This is a genomic window from Clostridium sp. AF32-12BH, assembly GCF_003477935.1.
GTDB lineage: Bacteria > Bacillota > Clostridia > Lachnospirales > Lachnospiraceae > Brotaphodocola.
The window spans coordinates 36,092-55,568 of the sequence record NZ_QUEH01000007.1 but is presented as its reverse complement, the minus strand read 5'-3'; the positions used below and the strand labels follow the sequence as shown (position 1 = coordinate 55,568).

Here is a 19,477-nt window from a genome sequence, read left to right as displayed (position 1 = left end):
ATAATGAAAATCAACATTAAAAAACTGAATCCTCTGGCAAAATTACCGAATCACGGAAGTGAATTTGCAGCAGGTTACGACCTGTATGCTGCTCTTGATCAGTCTGTAACTATTGCACCTCACACAACAGAAAAAATTGGTACTGGACTTGCTATGGAACTTCCTCACGGATACTTTGGAGCTATCTGTGCAAGAAGCGGATTAGCAACAAAACATGGAATCAGACCGTCAAATTGCTTAGGTATTTGTGACGAAGATTACACCGGAGAATATGTTGTTGCGCTTCATAATGATACAGATATTCCGTACACAGTAGAGCCACAGGAACGCATTGCACAGCTTGTGGTTATACCATATTTACCATTGGAATTTCAGCTTGTTCCAGAACTTAACGAGACAAAACGTGGTAGCGGTGGATTCGGTTCAACAGGGACAAAATAGAAAGGAGAGCAAGTCCGAATATGGTTGAAGAAAATTTTTATAGAGTTTTAGTTCGGAGAGATTTTGACTATGTTTGGGAGAAATCTAATCTAGTAGTTCCGAAATATGAACTCATTTGCGTTATCGAAGAAGACCATGGAAATTTAATCAGTAAATTTAAGCAAGGCGACGGAGAACATACATATAATGAACTTGATTTTATTGATGAAATCCCTAAGTTTTTCAAGGTGTGTAATTATTATATCAACCTCGACGGAGTACAGTGTTATGCTTATCAAGACTGTTATAAAGAAACAAAACGAAATACTGTTTTACATGAAAAATTGAAGGAATTTGACAACGGTTTAGTTCATCTCAAAAATTATTTTGGTTTTGATTATCACAATTTAGAAAACTATATAGATCCATATGCATTAGCTGCTGCTATAACAATCAAGCTCGCACATTCACATCAAAAAATAGAACTAAATGCTTACACCTATCACTATATGAATTTAGCTGACTTATTCAAAGAACATCACAATGATATTACTTTATACACCGAAGACAAGGATGTATACAACAAACTCATCAAGTTTTTAGAACCATATAAGAGAGGAGAATAACCATAATAAAGCTATATAATATTGCCGATGTTGACGCATTTTTCAATGTGATCGACTCCTGCACAGGAGATGTTTTTCTTATCTCTAATGAGGGTGATAAGATTAATTTAAAGTCCAAACTTTGCCAGTATCTTGCCATGGCAAAAATCTTTTCTTCTGACTACATTAAGGAGCTTTCTCTGGAAATTTCCGATGAAAGAGACACCGAGAAGCTTGTAAGCTTTATGATGAGCGGAAATGGGTCAAAAGAGTAAAAATTGAAAAATCGAGGTTGAGAAAACCCTTATAAAATAAGGGTTTTTTGACTTCGAAAATCAGATAAAATCTTCGTTTCAAGTCACTGGATAGGAGAACGTAAAAATATGAAAATCGACAATGTTATGACAACAAAAACAGAGAAGATTTACACATTAACCGAAGAAGAATTGGAACAATTAAAGAATCGTTGTAAAGATTATGGAAGTAGAAAAACAAGAGAATATATCGCCTTTTGTTTAAGCCATTATACTCTCCAAATGAATATTGGTGGTGTTGTTGATGCGTTCACAAACATTTGCCGATTTTCATCTGGAAGAACCAATTATATTCCCAATATTTATTCATGGGATTTGTTTCAATGGCTTCGTTCTAATAGAGAATAATAATAAAGGAAGTGATACAAATGTTAGTCCCTGCAATCCTATATAGGAACGAAATTGCAGAGGAATTTCAGAAACTTTTCTACACTCAGGACATGTTTTATGAGACTGGTTGCCTTGACCAATGGACACCGGATATTCCAGAAAATCAAGAGTTTGGACAGTTTACATATGCCATTGTTAGCGGCGAAAAATTGATTGGCTATCTTGGTTATACAGTAGACTATTACAACTCCAAAGCATACAATTTTGGGCTGATGTCATTTGACCGTGGAAATCCAATTATTGGCAAAGATTTGTTTGATAAAATCGAGGAATTGATCTCCGAATTGCATAGAGTTGAGTGGCGTATGATTAGCGGAAATCCTGTAGAGAAACACTACGATAAGCTCATAGAAATGCACAACGGTAAGAAACATATCCTCAAAGATTCTATCAAAGATAAGTATGGAAAATACCATGATGATATTATCTATGAGATCGCAACCGACCATTAAAAGGAGCAAAATGTGAAAAATATTATTGCGAAACATAACTATCATAAAATCCCTGAACACGAAAGAGAATATGGATGCGAATGTAAGAATTGTGGAACTATATTTACATTTACAGGAGATAATGTTGTATATTATGGCGATGATGAAATACCTATGGTTTGGTGCAATAATTGTCTTTGTCCAACTGATTTAAAAGATTGCATTTGGCTCAGAAATAAGAAAGAAGTCGAGCAGTTTACTAAACTACACAAAGCATTAAAAGAGGAATAATATGGAAATTATCATCCAAAGAAATAGACATAAAGTCCATGATCTCGACCGCAAATATGGTTGTGAATGTCCAAATTGCGGCACTGTATTTTCGTTCCAAAAGAGCGAATCAATGTATGTAGGTAACTATTCCGGCAGACCAAACTTATATGTTGTTGCATGTCCGAATTGCTGTAAGATAATCAACCTGACGAAATGCACATGGTTGAGTAGCAAAGAAGATGCAGGCAAGTTTTTGGAGCTTCACAAATAACAAAAGGAGAACATATTTATGGAAATCATCTATAAAGGTAACAAACATAAGGAACCAAAACCAGAGAGAATGTATGGCTGCACATGTCCTAATTGTGATTCGGTTTTTACATTCCAAGATAGTGAAGTTTGTAGACCGAAAATGTCAATTTTTGTTCCGGCTGTATCATTAAATGATTATGCGAAAAAATATTATACAATCACATGTCCGACATGCAATAACACTATTTCATTAGATAAGTGCGTAATATTTAAAGACACAGCAGAAGAAGTCAGATTCAAACTTACACACGAACCAGTAGAAAAAGAGAATAAATAGTTGTACTAGCTGACGAGCTTTTACATAGATTTGGATTACCGGTAATCCTCCAAAGAATACACAACTAAGGAGGAACTATGAAGAGATTTTTAATCGCTTTGGCGATGTCATCATTGTTTGTCACGCCTGTCTTCGGGCAGGCAGATTATAATTTAAACTCAACTGAACAGGAACTAATTGACCGATTTGAAGCTGCTATGCCATATGTGTGTGATAGCGAAATCCGCTACACCACCACAGAAGTAAACATCAGAGAATATCCGTCCGAGAATGCTCCAATCCTAGACACAAGCATCGTTAATACCGAGTTTGAGGTTATATTGGAGATTGACGGCTGGGCGATGATTACGACCTGTGACGGATTTGCATATATGCGTTCTGACTGGTTTTCTTACGAGCCAGTTGATGTACCTACATATTCCTTGGAAGATTTAGAAATTATGGCACACCTACTTGCAGGTGAATGTCAGTCTTATTCTGATGAGGAGCAGAGGTATGTTGGCAGCGTTGCATTAAACAGAGTTGCCAGTGCTGAATTCCCAGACACTCTCAGAGATGTTGTATTCCAGCGAGGGCAGTATTCTTGTACAAGAGACGGAAACTATTACCGACAGCCGACCGATCGTAACTGGGCTAATGCTCAGTGGCTCCTAGAGAATGGAAGCGTATTACCCGAACATGTTCTCTATCAGAGTGGCGGTAAACAGGGTAAAGTTTACCTGAAAACCAAATGGCATTATTATTGTTACTAGTTCAAACAGAAGCGTAAAAAATAAGGAACTCCTATCATAGTGGTAGAAGTTCCTTAAAATAAATAAGGATATATTATATGAACAAAGAAGAAAAATTATTATATACAGTAAAAGAAGTATCTCAGCTCCTTGGAATTAATGTTCATCTTGTGTATGATTTAATCAAGGCAGGATTACTCCCGGCTATGAAACTCGGAAGCTTAAAGGTTAGAAAAGAATCTCTGGAAGCGTTTGTTGAGAAATATGACGGTATGGATTTGTCCGACCTTAACAACATCACAGAATTCAAATATATTGCTTGAAAATCATAAGAATGGTATAATATGTGTATCGCATATAAGTGCCATTCTTTTTTATGTCTACAGAAAACTGTTGTACACGTCTACACGCCCCAAGTCTACGAAAAGTCTACATAACAGTTCGTCACAAGTCTACACAGTACAACATAAAATGGCAAGAAATGGCTTAAACACTAGCGTGTAGAGAGTTGCATAATAGACAAAAATAAGCACCTATTTTCATTGATTATCATAATTTACACATCGCCATCGGCGCTGGTAACAACCCGATGGTTGGCATGACCGTTGCTGTTGCAGTTGCAGTAGAGGAAGCAGCTACCGCTGGTAAATTCTAATTGAAAATGGCTTAAAATAAAGTGAAAAGGGACTTTCAGAGATTGCTCTGAAAGTCCCTTTTCTTAACGCGCCTAGTGAAAAACAAGAAAAAGCGAGTATAAATTTGATCATGTCTACGTGGTGTCTACAGAAATTTCACGCAGTTACAGTAAATCGTTAATTTTAATTGTCAGTCCCGGATAGATTCCGACCGGAATATCCTGTGTAAAGGAGTAGATCACTGGAGCTCCGGAACATCCGCGATCAGTCAGCTTGTTCGGATCGCAGATCACAGAAATATCCGGTTCCACCCAATCTTTGTCATCAGCGTCGAGATTGACAGCAAATGGAGCAGGATAGACTTCACAAGAGCCGTGGTGATCTGAAATGTATTGATCAATGATAGAAGTCAATTTAGAGACCAGTTTCTGATGAATCCGGCTTGGTGGTGCCATATCGTAGAATCTACCATAAAAATGAAAAGAAAATAACGAGACATTGAGCAATAAGAAGGGCTGGTCAATGGCGACTGCTAATGAAGCTGGCTTTACAGCACTACCTGTGCGCCGCAATCACCATACCAGTCAAAAGCTTTAATATCACCTCTGCCGACACGACTGAGCCGCAAAGAAGAAATACCTTATTGATAAGTCCGGACGCAGTGCAGATTCCGAGACTAAACCGTTTCCGGTGAGGGTAAAAAAGCTGTTCTCCTTTGTGGTTTAGCAGATCCAGGGCCAGATGGGATAGAAATGCGGCTCCAAAGTAAGGTACCAGCATTGGAAGAAATACGGCTACGGAACTGGAAAGGAGTCCGCCTGCCAGAAATGAATGCATAAAAGAACGGTGCGGTGTTTTCTTTCCATAGGCGCATATGGAAAGAAATGCAGCACATGCTAAGATGATGCGGCTGACAGAACTGTTGCTCATAAGCTTCTGATAGAGACCGATATGCCAGTGCGCTTCGACAGCAGCAATTCCGATCACGATCGTTTCTGCTGCAAATATAATTTTGTCTGCTCTGCGGCTGCTTTCCGAGGAACCGCAGTCGATATCACTGATTACGGAACCGATTGCCGCTGCCCCGGCTCCAAAAATTAGTTCTGGTAATGTATTTGGTTGAAAAAGCAGCATGGATGCGGCAACTCCAACTGCCATATGTGTTTTTCCTAACATGGTTTTCTCTTCCTTTGTGTGATTGTGTCTCATCTTGTTTTGTCTTACCTGGCTGTCATATTTTGCTGCCGGAAAGGAAAACTTTCGGAGTTTTATTAAAAATTCAGGAACTTACAGTATATCACAGAAAAGAAAATTTTCAAGCGAATCATTGGCAAAATCTGCAGTCAGAACTGTATCATCAGTTCAGAAAATTTCTGCCAGTGGACAGTAAATTATTGTATTGTAATTGTACTGCGTCTCCTTGAAATCTCTTGAAATTCCCCGTATTCAATAGTATAATTATGATGATTGACAGAAAATTATCGGCTGAAGATCAGTATAATGTATTGAAGGAGGAATCATGATGATTACCTGGAACAACCTGGACACTCTTACTTCCTATCAGGAACTGGAAAAAGCATCCCGCGTAAACCTTGCGGAGGCTATGACCGGAGATAACGGCGCAGAGCGTGTGAAAAAATACAGTGTGCCAATGGCAGAGGGACTTGCTTATCACTATGCAGCAAAGCAGGTCGATGACAATGTGCTGGAGGCATTAAAAAAGCTGGCTGCTGAGGCTCAGCTGGCGGAGAAGTTTAAGGCACTTTACAATGGTGAGGTGATCAATACCGGTGAGAAACGTCTGGTACTTCATCACTTAACCCGTGGACAGCTTGGCGACGCAGTCATTGCAGATGGTGTGGACAAGCGTACCTTCTATAAAGAGCAGCAGGAGCGCATTGCTGAGTTTGCAAACAAGGTTCACAGCGGTGAGATCACCAATGCGGCAGGAGAAAAGTTTACCACGGTTGTTCAGATCGGTATCGGTGGAAGTGACCTTGGACCGAGAGCGATGTATCTGGCTCTGGAAAACTGGGCAAAGAAGAATGGCACCTTCAAGATGGAAGCGAAATTCATCAGCAATGTAGACCCAGATGATGCAGCAGCAGTTTTACATGGAGTGGATGTTGCACATTCCATTTTCGTGCTGGTTTCCAAGTCCGGTACAACCCTTGAAACTTTAACGAACGAATCCTTCGTAAAGGACGCGTTAAAGAATGCAGGTCTGGATGCGTCAAAGCATATGATCGCAGTGACCAGTGAGACTTCCCCGCTTGCGAAGAGCAGCGATTATCTGGCTGCATTCTTTATGGACGATTATATTGGTGGCCGTTATTCCTCTACTTCCGCAGTCGGCGGTGCAGTTCTTTCCCTGGCTTTCGGCCCAGAGGTATTCGCTCAGTTCTTAGAGGGCGCGGCAGAGGCGGACAAGCTGGCGGCAGAGACGGATGTAACCAAGAATGCAGCGATGTTAGATGCGCTGATCGGCGTATACGAGCGCAACGTGCTTGGTTATCCTTGTACGGCAGTGCTTCCGTACTCTCAGGCACTGAGCCGCTTCCCGGCACATCTGCAGCAGCTTGACATGGAGTCCAATGGTAAGTCCGTAAACCGTTTTGGTGAGCCGGTAAACTATGTGACCGGACCGGTGATCTTTGGTGAGCCTGGAACCAACGGTCAGCATTCTTTCTACCAGCTGCTGCATCAGGGAACCGACATTGTTCCGCTGCAGTTTGTTGGATTTAAGAAAAACCAGATGGATACCGATGTTGTCATTCAGGGCAGCACCAGCCAGCAGAAGCTTTGCGCAAACGTGGCAGCACAGATCATGGCGTTTGCATGCGGCAAGGCCGATGAAAACCGCAATAAAAACTTTGAGGGCGGACGTCCATCCAGCATCATCATCGGTGAGCAGGTAAATCCGGGCGCTCTCGGTGCCCTGCTTGCACACTTCGAGAATAAGGTAATGTTCCAGGGCTTTTTATGGAATGTAAACAGTTTTGACCAGGAGGGCGTACAGCTTGGTAAGGTCCTTGCAAAACGTGTTCTGGCTCATGAAACCGATGGAGCATTGAAGGCATTCAGTGATCTGTTAGAAATTTAAGGATTGTTTTGAAAAAAGTTGCTGTTGGCACCGTGCGTGAACAGGAACAAAATCTCAGATACAACGATAGGATAAATAAAAGTTTGTTTATCATGGAGAAGTAATAGATGCTGCTGCAGCAGGCATGACCTGGGCAGCAGCATTTTTCGACAAACGGTAGCAAGGATTCTCCTATTCTCTATAAATAGTGAGATGAATTACAAACAGAAACAAACCACAGTCAGTCTTCGTGAAATTACTGACTGTGAATTGCGACAAATAAATAAGGAATCAATTACTATGGCAAATCAGTTTTTAGAAATACCGGATTCGTTCTGGGGCCTGTTCCGTTCCAGAAACCGGCAGGTTTATATTGATGCACTTTTGCAGATCAATGACGAATACCAGTACAGCAACTACTTTTTAAGCCGGGAAATCTGTATTCAGACCCTGAGTGATTATTTCGCGAAGACCCGCGTGGTAATGGTGCAGGATGAACTGGAAGACGAACTGGATATGCTGGAGCCGCTTTCCACCCGTATTTTAAACTGGCTGTTAAAGGCGGGGTGGCTCAGGAAGGTGGATGATTACCACAATATGACAGTGAACATTGTTATTCCGGATTATGCCGCTGTGTTTGTGGATGCGTTTACGCATCTGGCGGGGGAAGATGAGGATGACAGCCAGGTCTACATCCAGAATGTCTACGCGATTCTGTTCGCATTCAAGAATGACCCCAGGTGCAATATTTCTCTTTTGAAGACTGCTCTGGTTAATACAAGAAAACTCAATAAGACTCTGCAGGATATGCTCCACAACATGGATCGTTTCTTCTCCAGCCTTCTGGAACAGAAAAATTACGGGGACCTTTTAAAGGAGCATCTGGACGGATATGTGCAGGAAATCGTGCAAAAAAAGTATCATATTTTAAAAACCTCCGATAACTTTTATCTGTATAAGACTGACATTAAAAAATGGCTGGTCCAGATGCGGCAGGATGCTTCCTGGCTGGAGACAGTCTGTGTGCGCAATAAGCAGCTGCGCGGGCTGGATATCACGCCAGAAGACATTATCAGCCAGCTGGATCTGATCGACCGTGGATTTGACGATATCGAGCACCGCATTTTAAATATGGATACGGAACATACCAAATACATCCGTGCTACCGTGACCAGGCTCAATTACCTCCTGAACCAGGAGGACAACATGAAGGGGCTGGTGATCCAGATCTTAAATGAATTGTCTGGTTTGCCGGATGAAACCTTTGATGAAAAACTTGCCCTTACGGCCTCTAAGATGAATTTTTCCCAGTTTACTATCATCTCAGACCGGTCATTATATAAGCGCAGAAAATCCCGTCAGGATTTTACGGCAGAGTTACAGCCGGAGGAGGAGATCGTGGAGCTGTCTAAGGATGAAATTCTGCAGTTAAATCGCATGAAGAACCGTTACAGCCGGAAACAGATCCGTTCCTTTGTTCTGGATCAGATGGTGAATGGAACATTTACAGTAACCAGTGACACCGTATCTTCCCTAGAGGACTTTGAGAAGCTGGTGCTTGCCTACGATGATTCGGTACGCAAGGACAGTCCGTACCGCGTCCTGGATCAGGAGGTACCGATGGTGGAGCATGCAGGCTACCGTTACCCAGGGCTGGTATTTGTAAGAAAGGATAGAAAGAATGATTGATTATTTTGAGGCACTTTCCAGCTCGGAGCAGGAGCAGGTTTCGGAGAGCATCCGTCTGTTATACCGGCAGACCTTTTTGCTGGAGCGGACCTATGACCGGAAAACAAAGCGTTATCAGACGAACCCGGAATTTTATCAGTGCAACCAGCATCTGGAATTCATCCAGAAGTATTTCTCCATTATGGGGATCGAGGTAGTGGAAAACAGCCAGATGGGACTGATCTACATTCGCGGTGAGCAGGTGGTGGGTGAAAAACTGCCGAAGCTGGCTACGCTTTATGTGCTGATCTTAAAGCTGATCTACGACGAGCAGATGTCATCGGTCTCTACCTCGGTGAATGTCATAACGACCTTAAGCGAAATCCACGAAAAGCTTGGAACTTACCGGTTATTAAAAAAGCAGCCGTCGGTGTCGGAAATCCGGAGAAGTCTGGCCATGCTGAAAAAGTACCAGGTGGTAGAGCCGCTTGATGTTCTGGAAGAGCTGGACGGCTTCAGCCGTCTGGTGGTATATCCGACCATCAATGTCATTTTGATGGGAGATGATGTCCGTGCGCTGCTTGAAACATTCCGCGAAGGAGAAGAGGAAGATGGAGAACCAGAGATTTGAAGCCCTGTCCAGGATCTGCCTGAACAACTGGCATTACATAAAACACAGAACCCTGTCCTTTGATGACGGGATTAATTTTTTTACCGGTCATTCCGGAAGCGGAAAATCTACCGTGATCGATGCCATGCAGATCGTGCTGTATGCGAATACCGATGGGCGCGGATTTTTCAATAAGGCCGCAGCGGATGATTCAGACCGAAGCCTGATCGAGTATCTGCGCGGCATGATCAACATTGGCGATGACAATAGTTTTTCTTACTTACGGAATCAGAATTTTTCCAGTACCATTGTGTTGGAACTGCGTCAGACAGATACCGGGGTCTGCCAGTGTGTGGGTGTGGTCTTTGATGTAGAAACCGCTACGAATGAGATCAGCCGTATGTTTTTCTGGCATAAGGGACCGATGCCGGACCATGAGTACCGCAAGTCCGACCGCACCATGTCCATCGATGAGGTGAAAAACTGGCTGTTATCGAATTTTTCGAAAGAAGACTGCTATTTCGGCTCGCACAATGAACGCTTCCGCAAACAGCTTTACGATATTTATTTAGGCGGTCTGGATGCGGAAAAGTTCCCGCTCTTGTTTAAGCGTGCCATTCCGTTCCGCATGAACATTAAGCTGGAAGACTTCGTGAAGGAATATATCTGCGTGGAGCAGAATATCCACATCGAAGACATGCAGCAGAGCGTGACAGAGTATGGACGCCTGCGTCACCGGATCGAAGATACCTGCCGGGAAATTGAGAGTCTGAAGAAAATCTGTACACAGCATGAAGCAATGGCTGCAGTGCGGACGAAGAAAGAAATGTGCGGATATTTTGCACAGAGGCTGGATATCTTAAACGACCGCAGGCGGATCCGGGAAAGCCAGGAAAAGATCCAGAACATGAAAGCAGACTATGAAAAGGCCAACCAGGAAATTGCCGGACTGGAGACGGAAATTCAGGATATGACCGCGCAGAGTGAGGAATTGCTTCGCAAGATTTCAAGCAGTGGTTATGAAGAATTAAAAAGCCAGCTAAAAGCTGTAAATGAGCTGGTAGAGCACCTTGGAAGCAGCCAGGCCCGTTGGAAGCAGACTGCTGAAAAGCTTCATGCCTGGGATGATGAGGAGATTACTTCAAACCGGACTCTCTGGGATATTGAGGCATTCGATAAAGGAGATATCAGCGAAGAAGCGCTAAAACGTCTGCGGGATGACCTTGCCCAGATGCGAAAGGAAACAGAACGCCAGATGCAGGAGGCTCGCAGCCAGATCCGGGAGCTGAATCGGGAACTGCAAAAGGCACAGGAAGAAGTGGCGCAGTTAAAAGCCGGAAATAAAGCCTACCCGAAGGAATTAGAGGCAGTGCGCGAGATCCTGAAAACACAGCTGTTTTTGAAAACTGGAAAGAGTGTTGATGTGGAGGTCCTGGCAGATCTTCTGGAGGTGCGAGATGATGCATGGCGCAATGCAATCGAGGGCTATCTTGGTAACAACAAACTGCTATTGGCCGTAGAACCGAAGTATGCCAAAACGGCAATGGAAATCTATAAAGAGCTGGACCCAAAGAAATATTACCGGGTTGCAGTTCTTGATACCGAGCGTGTGATGGCAGATGAGCAGACGGTACAGGATGGGGCACTGGCAGAAGAGGTGGAAGCGAGTCGTGATTATGCCCAGGCCTATATCAATTTCCAGCTCGGCAAGGTGATCAAGTGTGAAAGTGTGGACGAACTGCGCAGTCACCGCATCGGCATTACCAAAGAATGCGTTCTGTACCACAGTTACCGGATCCAGCACATTAACCCGGATCTCTACACCAAATCGGCATACATCGGAAAGAAGAGTGTTCGCCAGAGAATCAGGATTCTGGAAGAATCCATGGGAACTATGAAGCAGGAACTCGAACCGCTGCAGACACTTTTAACAGATGGGGAACGCGTGCTTGGACATGAGGCACTTGGTCAGGAACTGGATGTTTATCTTGGCTGGCAGAAGGATAAGGAATCTTATCTGAAAAAGCAGGAAGAACAGAAAGATCTGCGGGAACGGCTGGAACAGTTAAAGAGCCAGAATGTTGCTGCCTGGGTAGAAGAACGCACAGCACTTGACAATTTGCGCGATAGTCGGAAAGCACTGCTGCGCGAAAAAGAACATCAGTCCGTCCGGCTTCAGGAAAACTGTGAGTCAGAGAATAAAATTTTGCTCCAGCTCAATGAAATTGTTATCGAGAAAGAGGGAACCTTAAAAGAATGTCCAGAGTATGAAACAAAGCTTCAGGCAGTGCTGACAGAGAAGGAAGAAAGCGGTGCAAGAATCCGTTATGACCAGATGCGTAACGATTATCAGGCACAGGCTGAAATGGAAACGGAAAAGCAGACAGAAGAAATGCAAAAGCTTCAGGATATCCGGAGCATTTATCTGCGCACTTATCCGCAGCGGAATTTCTCCCTGGGTTCTGAGAGCAATGAGGAATACCAGAAGCTGCTTGATAACCTTGCCTGTGACCGCCTGGAGGAATACCGGAAGCGTGCCGCGGAACAGGCCAAAGCAGCTGTTGAGCATTTTAAAGATGATTTCATGTACAAGATCCGCAGTGCCATCAAAGAGGCATTGCAGCGTAAAGACGAGTTAAACCGCATCATCAGCCGTCTTGACTTCGGTAAAGACCGTTACCAGTTCTATATTGGAAAGAATAAAGGCGATGACGGCAAATATTATGACATGTTCATGGATGATGCACTGGAAGTCAATCCGTCGGATCTGGATATTGGTCTGGATAACCAGCTGAATCTGTTTACCATGGAGCACGAAAGCCATTACGGTGCCATGATCAATGACCTGATCAACATCTTTATTCCGCCGGAGCACGCAACCCCGGAGGAGATGGAAGAGGCAAAGCGCAACATGGAGAAATACGCAGATTACCGGACGTATCTCTCGTTTGATATGCAGCAGCTGATCCAGAATGAGGATGAAACCATCAAGATCCGTTTAAGCAAGATGATCCGCAAAAACTCCGGAGGTGAGGGTCAGAACCCGCTCTATGTAGCGCTTCTGGCAAGCTTTGCCCAGGCTTATAAGATTGATCTGAAGCCGGGACTTAGACGAAATCCGACGATCCGCCTGGTAGTGCTGGATGAGGCTTTTTCCAAGATGGATGCAGAAAAAGTGGCGAGCTGTATCAAGCTGATCCGCGGACTGGGTTTCCAGGCTCTGATCAGTGCGACCAACGACAAGATCCAGAACTATCTGGAGACGGTCGATAAGATTTTTGTATTCGCAAACCCGAATAAGAAGGCAATTTCCATCCAGGAATTTGAGAAACCGGAATTTGAACAGTTAAAACAGGAAATTTCAGAGGAAGACGATGAAGACTAGGCAAGAACCGGGCTATCTGGTCCGCAGGATCGTGGATAAGATCGAAGGCAGCAGCAAAGACTGGCAGGAAGGCGCATCGGGAAACCGGAGCCTGAAAATCCAGCAGGAGGATTTTGACCGGGCTGGAAAGTCTGATCTTTTGCAGGAAGCAAAGGAATTGGAGCAAGATGGTCTTATTAAAATCAAATGGATCGAATATGGAAATGATATTGAAAAGATTACCTACCGGAGGGAAAAGACCGGGCAGTTTTATGAGCTGCTTGGCCTTGTTCCCAAGTGGAAGCGGCTGCAGGAAGAGAAGCAGACACTGTGTTCCCTGATGCAGCAGGCTGAGACGGACTGGCTGAGACAGTATTATCAGGAGCTGGAAGCATCCCTGGATCAGGGAAAGACGCCGGCAGATCAGGATAAATACGGTGTAATGCTTTTCGATTGTCTGAATGCGTTGGAGAAACAGAAGGAGCCACTTTACCAGCGCGTGTTCAGCATTGCTGTGCTTGGCGGAAGCAAGATTTTCGAAGAAAAACTCAAAAGCCGGGTGGTTTCTGTATTATCCCGATATCACCCTGAGGCAGATGATGCCATGAGTGAGCGGGAAATTTTATCTTTGGTATATCTGGAGGATTATGCGCAGCAATTGGCAATAAAAGGGAATCTAAAGATTGAATTAGAAGGAAAAGAAATCGATTATGGAGACCAGGTTTATGGAACAGTGTTAACAACCGACACACTCCGTTATGCCCGGATTTTACCGGACCAGAGTATCCGAAAGATTATTACCGTGGAGAATAAAGCAAATTTTGTTTCCATGCCATATGAAACGGACACATTGATCGTTTTTTCTCATGGCTTTTTTTCTCCGTTGGAATGCACTTTTTTAAGACAGCTGATTGGAAAAATTCCGGATGTGGAATTTTACCATACCGGAGACCTGGATTACGGCGGCATCCGCATTTTCCGGCACATCCGCGAACATATCTGTCCTTGGGTCCACCCGCTTCAGATGGATGCAGACTGGTATGACCGTTACTTGCAATATGGGTATAAAATAAAACCGGAAACATTGAAAAAGTTGGAAAACATGAGGGGGACAGAACCTCTTATGGAAGAGCTGATAGACCGCATCATCAAAGGAAAAATGGGAATTGAACAGGAATGTTTTCTGGTTAGAAAACACAAATAAAAAATCCCCATAAAAAGGGAGGAGCCGGTGAGTTTTAAACCCACCGGCGATTATGAAAAAATTTTATCAAAGTGTAGTTGGCAGCTTCATTTGATGATGTAAGTATATCGAGAAAATGTGAAAGAAGTTTTTCCTGGATATGGAATGTTTGTAACGATTTTATGAACAAACCATGAACAGGAGAAACTTCTTTTTGCATTGCTGCCATAGAACAAAAGCAAAAAATAAGTCAGATAATTGTGATACATCACAATGCCATAGTTGGAGAAACGTGATATACTATTTTATACAATGAAACTGAGAATATAAGGGGGTGAGATGGTGAAAGTGACGACAATTATGGACAATAAACGGGGAGAACACAAAGCTCTGACTGCGGAACATGGACTTTCTTTTTTAGTCGAAACGGAAAAAACTAAGATTTTGTTTGATTTTGGCGCTGGAAAATCTGCTTGTGACAATGCTGCTAAACTGAATATTGGTCTGAAGGACATATCTTATGCGGTGGGGAGTCACGGACATTATGACCATGCAGGCGGATATCCGGAATTTGTCAGACATGGACTTTCCTGTCCGTTGTATACAGCGAAAGGGTATTTGGCAGAAAAGTACGCTTTGGATGGTCTGAAAGCAACGTATCTTGGCTGCGGTTTTGATGAAGCCTGGCTGAACGAACGAAATCTGGAACACCGGTACTGCGATGGTTATCTGGAATTGGAACCGGGATGCTATCTGGTCGGCAACTTCGAAAGACGTTATGAGTTTGAACAAATTCCTGACCGGTTTGTACTGCGCAAGAATGACAAATGGGAAAAGGATGATTTCTCCGATGAAATCTGTCTGGTGCTGGATGGAACGGAGGGGCAGACTGTTATCGTCGGATGCAGTCACCCTGGAATTTTGAACATTCTGACAACGGTACAGGAACGTTTTGGAAAACCAATCCGTGCGGTTTTCGGAGGAACGCATCTGGTAGAAGCAGACGAGAAACGGATCCGCATTACGCTGGACAAAATGAAGCAGATGGGGGTTGCTCTCATCGGATTTAATCATTGCTCGGGAGAAAAGCTTCAGACAATCATGAGTCAGGAAGCAGAACTGAAACATTGTTATCTTGGTGCCGGAGACTGCATTTACCTGTAGGAAAAAGGTTCGGCTGATTTTCGGAAAGGTTGTGCTGATTCTGGAAATATGCGGGGGAAGTGGGGGAAGAAGCATGAATGAATTTGCAAAGCTGGCGCAGGATTTTGTAGAAGCTACCTCGTTGCTGGTGGGTCAGCGCACGATCAATATCATGGACCAGAAGGGCGTTATCATTGCTTCTACGGAAAAACACCGGATCGGAGATTTTCATCAGGGTGCGGCAGAAGTTCTGGAGACAGGAAAACCGGTCCTGATCAAAAAAGAAGATCTGTATCGTTATCCGGGTACCAAAGAAGGTTACAACATGCCGATATTTCTGAACGACAGGATCATTGGTGTGGTGGGAATCTTTGGATGTGAGGAAGAGGTGCAAAGCATCGCAAATCTGCTTCGTGTCTATGTGACCCAAAGCTTTTCCCAGCTGCAGATGACGCAAAAGCAGAATCTGGAGGCGGAACTTCGCAATCAGCTTTTGCGGCTTTTATTATTTGGAGGCAGCAGCCAGAAAGAGATGATTGAAAATCTCTGTGGAATGCTGAATTTGCAGCTGGATTTTCCAATCCGTGTCATTCTTCTTCATGAATCCGCAATCGGACGCCACATGAAGCATTTGCAGGATTATTCCCAGCTGATCCAGAATCTGATCTGGAAGAATATTCTGGACCGGAAACGGGACGTATTTGGCATTCAAAATGAAGATTACGTGATCCTGCTTGGTGGAAATTACGACAGGCAGGAGATGCACAAACGCCTGGAGCGCCTGCTCGATGAGATCAAAGCAGAGGATGCCTGGAATGTGACAGTCAGCAGTCCGTGCAGAACGATAAAAGAAGTTTCAGACGGTATGAGAGAAGTATCTATGTTAAAAAAGAGGAAAGGAGGGAAAATCCGGAATCTGGAAGAACATTCCTGCAAAATGCAGTATCTGTTTGGAAATCTGCTCATGCAGGAAGGTGGAAGAACCGCAGAAGAAATGTTTGAAAAACTGGAAATCCAGTATGGAACCAATCAGGCGGAGCAGTTGCTTCACACTGCACAGACATATTATGAGTGCGCGGGAAGCGTTGCAAAGGCGGCAGAAGAGCTGCATGTACATAAGAATACACTGTTGTATCGTATGAAGCAGCTTTATCAGACACTGGAGATGGAAACGGACACTGCTTTTGTGCGGGAATTCTTTATTCGGATGCTTCTCGAATACCGGATGTTCCTGGAATCAGAAAAAGATCCGGGAATATAAGATATGATGTAACTGGGGGAGATACTGGTCAGTTACGATATGAAAGTTTGAGAATGGATCGCGGAACGCGAGAAGGAGGTATTGTTTATGTCAGGATTATTTATTTTTGGCGTAATATTTTTAGCGGTTGTATGCATGGTCATTGCGATATCCAAGTTTAACATGCATCCATTTTTGGTACTGACAGTGATTGCAGTTCTGGTAGGCTTGATTTGCGGAATTCCAACAGAAGATGTGATCAGTACGGTTAAGAGTGGTTTCGGAAATATCCTTGCCAGCATAGGTATCGTCATTCTGGCCGGAACCATCATTGGTACCATTCTGGAAAAGACTGGTGCAGCCCTTACCATGGCGAACACCATTTTGAAGATTGTCGGAAAAGAAAAGAGTGTTTTGACCATGGGTATTACCGGTTACATTACCGGTATCCCGGTATTCTGCGATTCTGGTTTTGTTATCTTAAGCCCGATTTCCAGAGCACTGGCAAGCCAGAGCAATGTTTCCCTGGCAGTTATGGCTACCGCACTTTCCGGCGGCTTATATGCAACGCATTGTCTGGTGCCGCCGACCCCGGGCCCAATCGCTATGGCAGGTACCCTGGAAGCCGATCTTGGACTGACGATCCTGGTTGGTCTCATCATCTCCATTCCGGCTGTGGCTTCTGCTCTGATTTACGCAAATAAGGTATCCAGCAAGATCGATATTCCGGCAAATCCGGAGTACACGGTAGAAGAACTTGTGGAAAAATATGGAAAACTTCCAGGTGCCCTGCACAGCTTTTCCCCAATTCTGCTGCCGATCATTCTGATCGCATTAAAATCCGTCGGTGATTTCCCGAGTGCACCGTTTGGGGATGGCGCAGTGAAAGCCTTCTTCTCCTTTATTGGTAACCCGGTTATCGCACTGATCTTTGGAGTATTCCTGGCTATGACCCTGATTCCGAAGGAAGAAAAACAGAATTCCCTGAAGTGGATCACCGAAGGTGTTACCAACTCTGCAGGCATTCTGGCTATCACCGGTGCAGGTGGTTCCTTTGGTGCCATTCTTCAGAAACTGCCGATCGCAGACGCTTTAAGCGCATCATTATTGGGACTTGGTGTGGGTGTATTCCTGCCATTCATCATTGCAGCACTCTTAAAGACAGCAATGGGCGCTTCTACGGTAGCCATGATCACGACCTCTGCCATGATCGCACCGATGATGCCGGCACTCGGTTTCACATCTCCGTTAGCCAAGGTTCTGGTTATCATGGCCATCGGAGCAGGTTCTATGACCGTATCCCACGCAAACGATTCCTACTTCTGGGTAGTATCCCAGTTCTCGGATATGGATACGCAGGATGCTTATAAGTGCCAGACCGGTATGACTGCCGTCATGGGTATTACCACGATCATTGTGGTATTTATCCTGTCCCTGATTTTTGTACACTGATCTTATTCATAAAATGAAAGCAATTTGAGACAAATAGGGATGCCCCGCGGATGAAAAATTCCGCGGGGCATCTGTGTGTGCGTCCGGCGGCGCATGTTTTATGTGCCCGGAACGATGTATCTGCAGAAAGCTTCTGCTGGCAGATCAGGTGCCAAGCAGAAGTCCTGTGTATGATACAAGCCCTGCACCAGTGTTCCGGTTCTGTCATATGTTATAGTGTAACCACACAAAAAGGAGACAACAGCATATGGCATTTTTTACGAATCAGGCGCAGCTGCGTTATGGCAATGAAATAGCCAATTCAAATATTACCGTGGGAGAGATTCAGGAAGTACTGACGGTTACCAAAACCGCAGTAAAAGAAACGTACCGGCAGGGAGGAACCGTGACGTATATCATCAGCATTGTCAACGCCGGCACTGCAGAATATACAGGACTTACCCTGTCAGATGATCTTGGAAGTTATGACTTTGGGGCAACGACGCGTACTCCGTTGGATTATAGTGCGGGAACGATCCGCTATTATCAAAATGGCGTGCTCCAGACAGCACCGACCGTAGAAGCGGGGCCGCCGCTTACGATTACCGGAGTGAATGTACCGGCAGGCGGCAATGCCACGATTGTGTATGAGACACGGCTGAATGCGTACGCGCCGCTGCAGCTTGAAGCAGAAATCACGAATGTTGTGACAGTATCGGGAACCTGTGTCAGCGGAATTACCGCATCGGAAACTGTTTCTGCTGTGGCAGAGCCGGTCCTTTCCATCACAAAATCCGTCAACCCGGTTCCGGTCACAGAATGCGGCAGACTGACTTATACTTTCGTCATCCAGAACACCGGAAATGTCCCGGCAGATTCCACAACCGAAGTTTCTGTAACCGATACCTTTGACCCGGTTTTGAGAAATCTGACTGTCACCTTTAACGGAACTGCATGGACTGCTCCTACAAATTACACCTACAATGAAACAACGGGAATGTTTCGTACAGTACCTGGGGCGGTAACCGTACCGGCAGCCACCTACACACAAAATTCAGAAACAGGAGAGTGGAGCACCAGTTCGGGAGTCAGCACTTTGATCGTCACCGGAACAATCTAAAGTAACAATTTAGCACAGTAAGTCTCTGTAAATACGGAAACACAAGCCAGCCGGTACAGGAACGCATTTGGGTGAAAATCCTTTTGCTCGTGGGCTGCGCCGCCTATCAGCAGAACTGCGACCCAAACTCGCACGCGCTGCGTGCTCAAACAAGGGTCTCCGTTCTGCCGCTATGCTCGCCCACTCACGGATTTTCAAACAAATGCTTATCCTGTACCGGCTGGCTTGCGTTTCCTGTGTACTGGCTT

Annotated in this window: 20 protein-coding genes; 18 read left to right on the top strand and 2 right to left on the bottom strand. The window is 44.4% G+C overall.

The window, feature by feature from the left end; translation table 11 throughout:
- Nucleotides 1-3 precede the first annotated feature (3 nt).
- The 9 genes from dut to DWZ40_RS08190 all read left to right on the top strand — a co-directional run bounded on the left by dut (nucleotide 4) and on the right by DWZ40_RS08190 (nucleotide 4,076).
- Nucleotides 4-441 (top strand): dUTP diphosphatase, encoded by a 438-nt coding sequence (dut, locus tag DWZ40_RS08235; RefSeq protein ID WP_118542531.1) that lies wholly within the window; start codon nucleotides 4-6, stop codon nucleotides 439-441.
- A gap of 20 nt (nucleotides 442-461) precedes the next feature.
- Nucleotides 462-1,046: a hypothetical protein gene (locus DWZ40_RS08230; protein ID WP_118542529.1), complete on the top strand. Its 585-nt coding sequence runs from the start codon at nucleotides 462-464 to the stop codon at nucleotides 1,044-1,046.
- Between the two features lie 5 nt (nucleotides 1,047-1,051).
- Entirely contained in the window at nucleotides 1,052-1,300 is a 249-nt protein-coding gene (locus DWZ40_RS08225; protein WP_118542527.1) for a polya polymerase, read from the top strand.
- A 108-nt stretch (nucleotides 1,301-1,408) separates the two neighbouring features.
- Nucleotides 1,409-1,687, top strand: coding sequence for a hypothetical protein (locus DWZ40_RS08220; RefSeq protein ID WP_118542525.1), 279 nt, complete (start codon nucleotides 1,409-1,411; stop codon nucleotides 1,685-1,687).
- Between the two features lie 92 nt (nucleotides 1,688-1,779).
- Nucleotides 1,780-2,181, top strand: coding sequence for a hypothetical protein (locus DWZ40_RS08215; RefSeq protein ID WP_243035278.1), 402 nt, complete (start codon nucleotides 1,780-1,782; stop codon nucleotides 2,179-2,181).
- A gap of 12 nt (nucleotides 2,182-2,193) precedes the next feature.
- Nucleotides 2,194-2,451, top strand: a complete 258-nt coding sequence (locus DWZ40_RS08210; protein WP_118542521.1) for a hypothetical protein — start codon at nucleotides 2,194-2,196, stop codon at nucleotides 2,449-2,451.
- A 271-nt stretch (nucleotides 2,452-2,722) separates the two neighbouring features.
- Entirely contained in the window at nucleotides 2,723-3,022 is a 300-nt protein-coding gene (locus DWZ40_RS08200; RefSeq protein WP_118542517.1) for a hypothetical protein, read from the top strand.
- A 77-nt stretch (nucleotides 3,023-3,099) separates the two neighbouring features.
- Entirely contained in the window at nucleotides 3,100-3,774 is a 675-nt protein-coding gene (locus DWZ40_RS08195; protein ID WP_243035276.1) for a cell wall hydrolase, read from the top strand.
- Between the two features lie 77 nt (nucleotides 3,775-3,851).
- Entirely contained in the window at nucleotides 3,852-4,076 is a 225-nt protein-coding gene (locus DWZ40_RS08190) for a helix-turn-helix domain-containing protein (RefSeq protein ID WP_118542515.1), read from the top strand.
- A 476-nt stretch (nucleotides 4,077-4,552) separates the two neighbouring features.
- Here the strand turns inward: DWZ40_RS08190 and DWZ40_RS08180 are convergent, their stop codons facing one another.
- Nucleotides 4,553-4,960: a Uma2 family endonuclease gene (locus tag DWZ40_RS08180; RefSeq protein ID WP_347560066.1), complete on the bottom strand. Its 408-nt coding sequence runs from the start codon at nucleotides 4,958-4,960 to the stop codon at nucleotides 4,553-4,555.
- Nucleotides 4,944-5,564: a metal-dependent hydrolase gene (locus DWZ40_RS08175; protein ID WP_182431666.1), complete on the bottom strand. Its 621-nt coding sequence runs from the start codon at nucleotides 5,562-5,564 to the stop codon at nucleotides 4,944-4,946. The genes DWZ40_RS08180 and DWZ40_RS08175 overlap by 17 nt, the downstream gene beginning before the upstream one ends.
- 343 nt (nucleotides 5,565-5,907) lie before the next feature.
- Here DWZ40_RS08175 and DWZ40_RS08170 point away from each other — a divergent pair, with 343 nt between their 5' ends.
- From DWZ40_RS08170 to DWZ40_RS08130, 9 genes are all read left to right on the top strand, one after another.
- On the top strand, nucleotides 5,908-7,491 hold the full coding sequence (locus DWZ40_RS08170; RefSeq protein ID WP_347560065.1) for a glucose-6-phosphate isomerase: 1,584 nt from the start codon (nucleotides 5,908-5,910) through the stop codon (nucleotides 7,489-7,491).
- A 279-nt stretch (nucleotides 7,492-7,770) separates the two neighbouring features.
- Entirely contained in the window at nucleotides 7,771-9,159 is a 1,389-nt protein-coding gene (locus tag DWZ40_RS08165) for a Wadjet anti-phage system protein JetA family protein (RefSeq protein ID WP_118542507.1), read from the top strand.
- The gene (locus tag DWZ40_RS08160; protein ID WP_118542505.1) at nucleotides 9,152-9,769 is read left to right on the top strand and encodes a DUF4194 domain-containing protein; all 618 of its coding nucleotides are present in this window, start codon (nucleotides 9,152-9,154) and stop codon (nucleotides 9,767-9,769) included. Before DWZ40_RS08165 ends, DWZ40_RS08160 begins: the two co-directional genes overlap by 8 nt.
- The gene (locus tag DWZ40_RS08155; RefSeq protein WP_118542503.1) at nucleotides 9,750-13,133 is read left to right on the top strand and encodes an SbcC/MukB-like Walker B domain-containing protein; all 3,384 of its coding nucleotides are present in this window, start codon (nucleotides 9,750-9,752) and stop codon (nucleotides 13,131-13,133) included. The genes DWZ40_RS08160 and DWZ40_RS08155 overlap by 20 nt, the downstream gene beginning before the upstream one ends.
- Nucleotides 13,123-14,316: a Wadjet anti-phage system protein JetD domain-containing protein gene (locus tag DWZ40_RS08150; protein ID WP_118542501.1), complete on the top strand. Its 1,194-nt coding sequence runs from the start codon at nucleotides 13,123-13,125 to the stop codon at nucleotides 14,314-14,316. The genes DWZ40_RS08155 and DWZ40_RS08150 overlap by 11 nt, the downstream gene beginning before the upstream one ends.
- A 318-nt stretch (nucleotides 14,317-14,634) precedes the next feature.
- A complete protein-coding gene (locus DWZ40_RS08145) occupies nucleotides 14,635-15,459 on the top strand; it encodes an MBL fold metallo-hydrolase (protein ID WP_243035275.1) in 825 nt (274 codons plus the stop codon).
- 73 nt (nucleotides 15,460-15,532) lie between these two features.
- Nucleotides 15,533-16,699, top strand: a complete 1,167-nt coding sequence (locus DWZ40_RS08140) for a sugar diacid recognition domain-containing protein (protein WP_118542772.1) — start codon at nucleotides 15,533-15,535, stop codon at nucleotides 16,697-16,699.
- A gap of 87 nt (nucleotides 16,700-16,786) precedes the next feature.
- A complete protein-coding gene (locus DWZ40_RS08135) occupies nucleotides 16,787-18,130 on the top strand; it encodes a GntP family permease (RefSeq protein WP_118542499.1) in 1,344 nt (447 codons plus the stop codon).
- A 247-nt stretch (nucleotides 18,131-18,377) separates the two neighbouring features.
- Nucleotides 18,378-19,229: a DUF11 domain-containing protein gene (locus DWZ40_RS08130; RefSeq protein WP_118542497.1), complete on the top strand. Its 852-nt coding sequence runs from the start codon at nucleotides 18,378-18,380 to the stop codon at nucleotides 19,227-19,229.
- Nucleotides 19,230-19,477 lie beyond the last annotated feature (248 nt).